The sequence below is a fragment of the Kitasatospora sp. NPDC017646 genome, from assembly GCF_044329365.1.
Classification (GTDB): Bacteria; Actinomycetota; Actinomycetes; order Streptomycetales; family Streptomycetaceae; genus Kitasatospora.
This window is the reverse complement of sequence record NZ_JBIRJC010000020.1, coordinates 1-6,596: the sequence shown is the minus strand read 5'-3', so window position 1 is coordinate 6,596 and position 6,596 is coordinate 1. Positions and strand designations below refer to the sequence as shown.

At 74.0% G+C, this 6,596-nt stretch carries 7 protein-coding genes; 4 read left to right on the top strand and 3 right to left on the bottom strand.

All coding sequences use genetic code 11. From position 1 onward, the window contains the following. Positions 1 to 153 precede the first annotated feature (153 nt). Genes ACH4J0_RS27290 through ACH4J0_RS27280 form a run of 3 tightly spaced genes read left to right on the top strand, consistent with a single transcriptional unit; the run spans position 154 to position 2,479 of the window. Positions 154 to 567: a GntR family transcriptional regulator gene (locus ACH4J0_RS27290; RefSeq protein ID WP_396243239.1), complete on the top strand. Its 414-nt coding sequence runs from the start codon at positions 154 to 156 to the stop codon at positions 565 to 567. Next, positions 564 to 1,415 carry an ABC transporter ATP-binding protein gene (locus ACH4J0_RS27285; RefSeq protein ID WP_396243238.1) on the top strand — a complete coding sequence of 284 codons (852 nt, stop codon included), beginning with the start codon at positions 564 to 566 and terminating at the stop codon, positions 1,413 to 1,415. The genes ACH4J0_RS27290 and ACH4J0_RS27285 overlap by 4 nt, the downstream gene beginning before the upstream one ends. After that, positions 1,412 to 2,479: a hypothetical protein gene (locus ACH4J0_RS27280; protein ID WP_396243237.1), complete on the top strand. Its 1,068-nt coding sequence runs from the start codon at positions 1,412 to 1,414 to the stop codon at positions 2,477 to 2,479. The genes ACH4J0_RS27285 and ACH4J0_RS27280 overlap by 4 nt, the downstream gene beginning before the upstream one ends. Before the next feature lie 58 nt (positions 2,480 to 2,537). Here the strand turns inward: ACH4J0_RS27280 and ACH4J0_RS27275 are convergent, their stop codons facing one another. The 3 genes from ACH4J0_RS27275 to ACH4J0_RS27265 form a co-directional block, all read right to left on the bottom strand. Then, entirely contained in the window at positions 2,538 to 3,923 is a 1,386-nt protein-coding gene (locus ACH4J0_RS27275) for a DUF3616 domain-containing protein (RefSeq protein ID WP_396243236.1), read from the bottom strand. A 179-nt stretch (positions 3,924 to 4,102) separates the two neighbouring features. Then, entirely contained in the window at positions 4,103 to 5,320 is a 1,218-nt protein-coding gene (locus ACH4J0_RS27270; RefSeq protein WP_396243235.1) for a pyridoxal-phosphate dependent enzyme, read from the bottom strand. An 84-nt stretch (positions 5,321 to 5,404) separates the two neighbouring features. Next, positions 5,405 to 5,968, bottom strand: coding sequence for a YceI family protein (locus tag ACH4J0_RS27265; RefSeq protein WP_396243234.1), 564 nt, complete (start codon positions 5,966 to 5,968; stop codon positions 5,405 to 5,407). Positions 5,969 to 6,154: 186 nt separating this feature from the next. Here ACH4J0_RS27265 and ACH4J0_RS27260 point away from each other — a divergent pair, with 186 nt between their 5' ends. Next, positions 6,155 to 6,457 (top strand): hypothetical protein, encoded by a 303-nt coding sequence (locus tag ACH4J0_RS27260; protein ID WP_396243232.1) that lies wholly within the window; start codon positions 6,155 to 6,157, stop codon positions 6,455 to 6,457. Positions 6,458 to 6,596 lie beyond the last annotated feature (139 nt).

The following is a 6,596-nucleotide window of genomic DNA, read 5'->3' as shown; positions in this document are numbered from 1 at the left end:
CAGTGTAGTGGTTGACTAGTGTTCTAGTAGAGCGTAACAATTCACGGGCAGGCCCCCCGGCCGGGCCCGACCCAGGCCTTCAGCGGGCCCGAGTCGGGCCTGAGCCAGGTCTGAGTCAGGCCTCGTCTTCTTCACGGATCGAGGAGATGCCCCGTGATCGAATTCCACGTGGACCGGGCGGACAGCCTCCCGGCCTACGCCCAACTCGTCCGCCAGGTGCGGGAGGCGCTCAGGCTCGGGGTGCTCAAGCCCGGCGACCGCCTCCCGGCCGTCCGCGACGTGGTCGTCTCGTGCACGATCAACGCCAACACCGTGCTCAAGGCCTACCGCGAACTGGAGCACGTCGGCCTGGTCGAGGCCCGGCAGGGCTCCGGCACCTTCGTCACCGGCTCGCTCGGCGCCGTCGAGCCGCACGACATGGCGCGGCTGCGCACGGGGCTCTCCCGCTGGGTCGGCGAGGCCCGCGAGGCCGGACTGGAGGACGAGGACGTCAAGGCGCTGGTCACCGCGGTGCTCGCCGAGGAGCCGACCGCCGCCGAGCGCCGGTGGCACGGGGCGGACGCGTGATCGCCGCCGAACCCGCGTTGACGGTGCGCGGGCTGACCAAGAAGTACCGCGGCGTCACCGCCCTGGACGATTGCGGCTTCACCCTCCCGGCCGGCGGCGTCATCGCCCTGGTCGGCGCGAACGGCGCCGGCAAGTCGACCCTGATGGGGATCGTCAGCGGCATGGTCCGCCCCACCGCCGGGGAGTACCGGGTCGGCGGGCGGGTCGTGCTGCTCTCCCAGGACAAGCCGCTCTACCGCGGCTTCAGCGTCGCCGACATGCTGGACTTCGGCCGGCACACCAACCACGTCTGGGACCAGCAGCGCTCGCTCGGCTGGCTGGAGCGGTTCGACATCCCGCTCGACCGGCGCTGCGACAAGCTCTCCGGCGGGCAGCAGGCCCAGGTCGCGCTCGCCGTCGCGCTCGGCGCCTGCCCCTCGCTGCTCCTGCTGGACGAGCCGCTGGCCAACCTCGACCCGGTGGCCCGCAAGGCCGTCACCGGCGAACTGCTCGGCGAGGTCGCGGAGACCGGGATGACGGTGCTGCTCTCCACCCACGTGGTGGCCGAACTCGCGGGCGTGGGCGACCACCTGCTGCTGCTCTCGCACGGCCGCAACATCCTCGACGGGGACACCGAGGACCTGCTCTCCCAGCACCTGCGGCTGACCGGCCCGCGCTCGGCGCGGCCACCGGTCGAGGGCGAGGTCGTCCACCAGTCCCACACCGCCCGGCAGTCCACCTTCGTGGTGCGCGGCCTGCTCGGCGCGGCCACCCCACTCGACGCCGCCGGCTGGACGGCACACCCCGTCACCCTGGAGGACGTCGTGCTCGCCTACCTCAAGACCTCACTCGGGGAGACCGGACTGTGAGTGCCTCCGTCACCACCCCGGCGCAGGCCGCCGGGGCCCGGCCCGCGCCGGCCGCCCGGGGGAACCTGTGGCGCGGCATCCTCTGGCTCACCTGGCGCCAGCACCGTGCCCAGCTGATCTCCTTCACCGTCCTCACCGTCGTCATCCTCGCCTGGATGGCCTTAAACGCCGCCGAGTTGCGGAGCGCGATGGACCTGTGTCACGGCCCGGACTGCGCCAAGGCGGTCGCCGACGAGCGGCTCGGCCGGATCAGGGACGCCGCCGACATCGCCGGCTACCAGCTCAACTCCGTGGTCTTCCTGCCGGCCATGATCGGCACCTTCCTCGGGGTGCCGCTGCTGGCGAAGGAGTACGAGCACCGCACCCTGGTGCTCGCCTGGTCCCAGGACATCAGCCCGCAGCGCTGGCTGTTCGGCAAGCTCGCCGTGCTCGGCACCTTCGTCGTCGTGCTGTCCGCGGCGCTCTCCGCCGAGAGCCTGCACGTCGCCCAGCTCGTCCACCTCGCCGACCGGCGCAGCCTGTTCGAGGGGACGCTGTTCCAGGCCGGCGGCTGGATGCCGCTCACGCTCGGCGTCGCCTGGGGGATGCTCGGCGTGGCGGTCGGCGCGGGGCTGCGCCGGCTGCTGCCCGCCTTCGCGCTGGTGCTCGGCGCCTTCGGGGCGCGCACCACGCTGATGGACCAGCTGCGGCCGCACCTGCTGGAGCCGCTCACCCGGGTCATCCCGCTCGGGCCGGACCGGACCGCCGGCGCCGACCCGTACGGGCCGGTGCCCGACGAACTGCTGCTGGACGGCGGCAAGTCGCCGTTCGTGGACGCCGCCGGGCACGTGCACTCGTACAGCGACGTGATGACGCAGTACTGCGGCAGCATCCCGGACGGGCGGGGCGAGGCCTTCGTCTCCTGCCTCAAGCAGCAGGGGCTGGTCGGGGTCCAGCAGAGCTACCAGTCGGCGGGGCGGCTGGGGACGTTCCACCTGATCGAGAACGGGTTGAACCTCACGGTGTTCGTGCTGTCGCTGGCGGCCGCCTGGTGGCTGGTGCGGCGGGCGCGGACCACGGCGTAGCGGGGTGCGTCGGAGGGTGGGCCCCTCGGCCTGGCGGAACCGAGGGGCCGGTCTCGGGTCAGCCCAGGGTGAACCAGCTGCTGCGGGACTTCTTCCACTCCGGGTGGGTGAGGTCCTTGGCGGCGGTGCCGTCGCCGTACAGGTCGGCGGAGCCGTTGTCGGTGATCAGCTGGGCGCGGGCGCCGGGGGCGTCCAGGTCCGGCACCTCCGGGACGGCCTCCCAGGCGCCGGCGTCGCTGGTCGGCAGGTCGATCAGCTTGACCGGCGCGGCGGCCGGCCGGCCGTCCCAGCGGTAGAGCGCGTACGGGGCCGAGTTGTCCTCGGCCGCCCAGGAACCGGCCACGATCAGGTACTGGCCGCGCGCGTTGCGGCGCAGGTCGCGGACGGACAGGCCGCCGAGGTCCAGCTCGATCGGCTCGCCGATGGTCGCGTGCGCCGCCGAACCGTCCAGCAGCGACGGGAAGTTGGTGACCGGCACCAGCAGCGCCCGGCCGCCGGGGACCGCCGGGGCGAGAGGCGCGCGGAAGCCGATGTAGGCGGTGGTGCCGCTGCCCGGGGCGAACTCCAGGCCCTCGACGTCGAATCCGTCGATCTGCTTGGGTGCCTGCCCGTCCGCGGCCCCAGCCGCGAAGCCGTAACGGTCGCCGTGGGCGGAGTCCCAGGCGATCAGGTCGTCGCGCAGGCCGTGGTACGAACCGGCCGGCGACAGCTGGGTATCGGCGCCGGAGCCGGTCACCGTGGTGGCGAACAGGGTGTGCCGGTCGGGCTTGACCTTGCCGTCCTTGTTGTTGCCGAGCGAGCCGGTCCAGTAGATCGTGTCGCCGACCCGGGCGGCGGCCTCGATGTCGATCTCCTTGTCGACGCCCAGGACCGAGCCGAAGTCCCAGGTGCGCACCGGGGCGCCCGAGTTGTCGCGGTCGTAGAGCCGCAGGGTGTTGGACTCGTCGTCGCCGACCAGGATGTAGCCGCCGCCCGCGTCCACGGCGGCCGAGGCGTCGCTGGAGCCGGTCAGGTAGCGGCTCGCGGCGGAGTCCCGGACGGCGGGGGAGGCGGCGTAGTGCAGCGTGCGGGTGGCGGTCCTGCCGCCCAGGCCGGTGACCTTGACGGTCAGGTCGGTGTACCCGACGCCCCGGGCGGCGACCGCCAGGGTGCGGCCGGCGCCACTGCCGGTCACCGTGACGTCGCCGGTGCGCGCCACGCTGCCGCGGGTGCTGGCGGAGGCGGCGACCGTCAACGCCGAGGCGGAGGCGCCGCTCTGGGCGACCGTGATGCCCACCGTCGGATCGCCGACGGCGCCGACCGCGCCGGACAGGTAGTCCGCCGAGAAGGTGATCGTCGGGGTGCCGTACGAGGCCGCGGCGGACGGCACCGCCGGGAGCGCGAGCACGGGCACCGCCGCGACGGCGACGGCCAGCGGCAACAGGCGACGGGAGGAACGGATCACGGTGACGGCCCTTCGACGCGGGGGAGTTGGGGCGGAGCCAGCCTGCTGTGCGTGAGCGAACACCGACCCTACGTCAGCGAACGGCACGACGAACAGCAGGCTGCCGGAACCGGTTCCGCGTGCTTCCGCCCTCTTTCCGCCCTCTTTCCGTGTTCTTTCCGTCCTCTGTCCGTGCGCGGTCAGCCGGTGATCCCGGCCGCGCGCAGCCGGCGCTCGACCTCCTCCCAGGTCGGGACGGCCGGGGCGGTCCGGCGGGAGCCCATGCCCTTGTCCTTGAAGCCGCTGGAGGTGGAGACGCACACCACCGGGCCGTCGTCCGGCGCCTGCGCGCCGAGGCCGCGCAGCCCGGCCAGGCCGGCCGCGGCCGACAGCTCGGCCCACAGCCCGGCCCGGGCCAGCTCGCCCTGGGCGGCGAGGAGTTGGCCGTCGTCCACGGTCAGCGCCCGGCCGCCGCTCTCGCGCACCGCCAGCACGCCCCGGTAGCCGCTCACCGGCGAGGCGATCGAGTAGGCCTCGCTCGCGCCGACCGTCACGTGCGCGGCCGGCGCGCCCTCGGCGAACGCCCGGTGCAGTGCGCCGGAGGCCGCGGACTCGCAGGCGAACACCCGTGGCACCCGGTCGGCCAGGCCCAGCCGGCGCAGTTCCTCGAAGCCCTTCCAGACGCCGAAGAGCAACTCGCCGTACCCGGTCGGAACGAACACCGCGCTCGGCACGCCGACGTCCTGGAAGATCTCGTACGCCACGGTCTTGTAGCCCTCCGGGCCGTACGCGTGCCCGGTGTGGGTGGTGGTCAGGTTGCTGACCGGGTGCAGGCCGAGACGTTCCACCACCTGGCGCAGCAGCGGCCAGCGGGCCTCCCAGGGGACGGGCAGCACCACGGCGCCGTAGGCGTTGAGGAAGGCGTCCACGGCGGGCGGCGTGTCCGGGCCGGTGAACACCACGCAGGGCAGCCCGGCACGGGCGGCGTAGGCGGCCGCCGAGGCTCCGTGGTTGCCGGAGGACGCCACCGCGATGCCGGGTGCGCCGGCGCCGACGGCGGCGCTGGTGGTGCAGCGGTTCAGCCGGTCCTTGTGGCTCCACGTCGGATTGCGGGACTCGTCCTTGACGTACACGCCCGGCTCGATCTCGACCAGCGGGGTGGCCCCCTCGCCGAGCCCGGGCGCGAGCAGCGGGGGCAGCAACGGCGCCCAGCGCTCCAGGCCGCCGCGGGCCCGTACGGGGGCGAACAGGGCGGCGGGATCGGCCTTGTCGTAGGCGTAGTCGACGTCGACGGGGTAGGAGACGTCCTCCGTGCTGGTGCGCGGGCAGCCCGAGGTCAACGGGGGCCAGAGGGGGTAGTCGATGGTGGGGTCGCCGAGTGAGCGCTGTCCGGTCGCGAGGGAGTCGTCGGTTGCCATGTAAGCAGCCTAAGGGGGTTTCGGGTGCTACAGGGCGGATTTTCGAATCCTCGGTTCCGGTCGGCGGTCGTGGCGGTGCCGGTGCTACCGGCCCTGCCCGTTCCGGCGGACGGCCGAGACGTCGAACTCCAGGACGACCTTCTCGCCGACCAGGACGCCGCCGCCCTCCAGCGCCGCGTTCCAGGTCACCCCGAAGTCCTTGCGGTTGATCGTGACCGAGCCCTCCAGCCCGACGCGCAGGTTGCCGTAGGGGTCGACGGCGTTGCCGGTGTACTCGACGTCGATGGAGACCGGACGGGTGGTGTCCTTGATGGTGAGGTCCCCGGTGACCCGGTACTCGCCGGTCCCGCGCGCCTCGACCGCCGTGGCGACGAAGGTGATGGTCGGGAAGTTGGGGACGTCCAGGAAGTCGTTGGCGCGCAGGTGCTGGTCGCGCTGGGCGACGCCCGTGTCGATGCTCCCGGCCTGGATCGTGAGCCGGGCGGAGCTACGGCTCGGATCGCTGCCGTCCAGGTGGGCGGTGCCCTCGAACTCGTGGAAGGCGCCGCGGACCTTGGTCACCATGGCGTGCCGGGCGACGAAGCCGATCCGGGTGTGGGCGGGATCGAGGACGTAGTCCCCGGTGAGCTCGGAGAGGTCTGCGGTCATGGTCGGGGTTCCTCCTGATGGGGGTCTCGGGCCCGGGCCCGGGCGCGCCCGGGCGGTCCCCGGACCACGCTAGGAGCTGCGCCGCGCCGGGGCTCGTCGGATTGCGCCGTCCGCCGGGTGTGACGGGGGTGGCGGGGTGGGAAGGCTGGCCGGAACACCTGAGGGGCGGACGGGAGCGGAGGCGCGATGGACAGCGGGATGAGGGCGATGGTCGACGCGGTCGAGGAGGCGCGGCGGCAGCTGCGGGAGAACGCGCTGCCCAAGTCGAAGGAGGGGTGGCGGGCCAAGGTCCCGGCCGCGGAGGAGGGGGTGATGCTGGGCGCGCTCGCCGATCTGGTGGAGGTCACGGCCGAGCTGGCGACGGCCCTCTCGGACCGGATGGCCACGATCGAGAGCCCGCGGTTCTACAAGGGGGCCGGCAGCCGGCTCGGGGACCAGGCCCGCTACCTGCGGGAGGCCGAGCAGAAGGTCGCCAAGCGGCTGGGCTGAGCGTGCCGCGGTCGTGGGGGGCCCCCCGGGGGCCCCCCCCCCCCCCCCCCCCCCCCCGGGGGGCGGGGGCGCCCCCCCCCCCGGGGCGGGGGGGCCGGGGGGGCCCGGGGGGGGGGGGGGCCGCCCCCCCCCCCCCCGG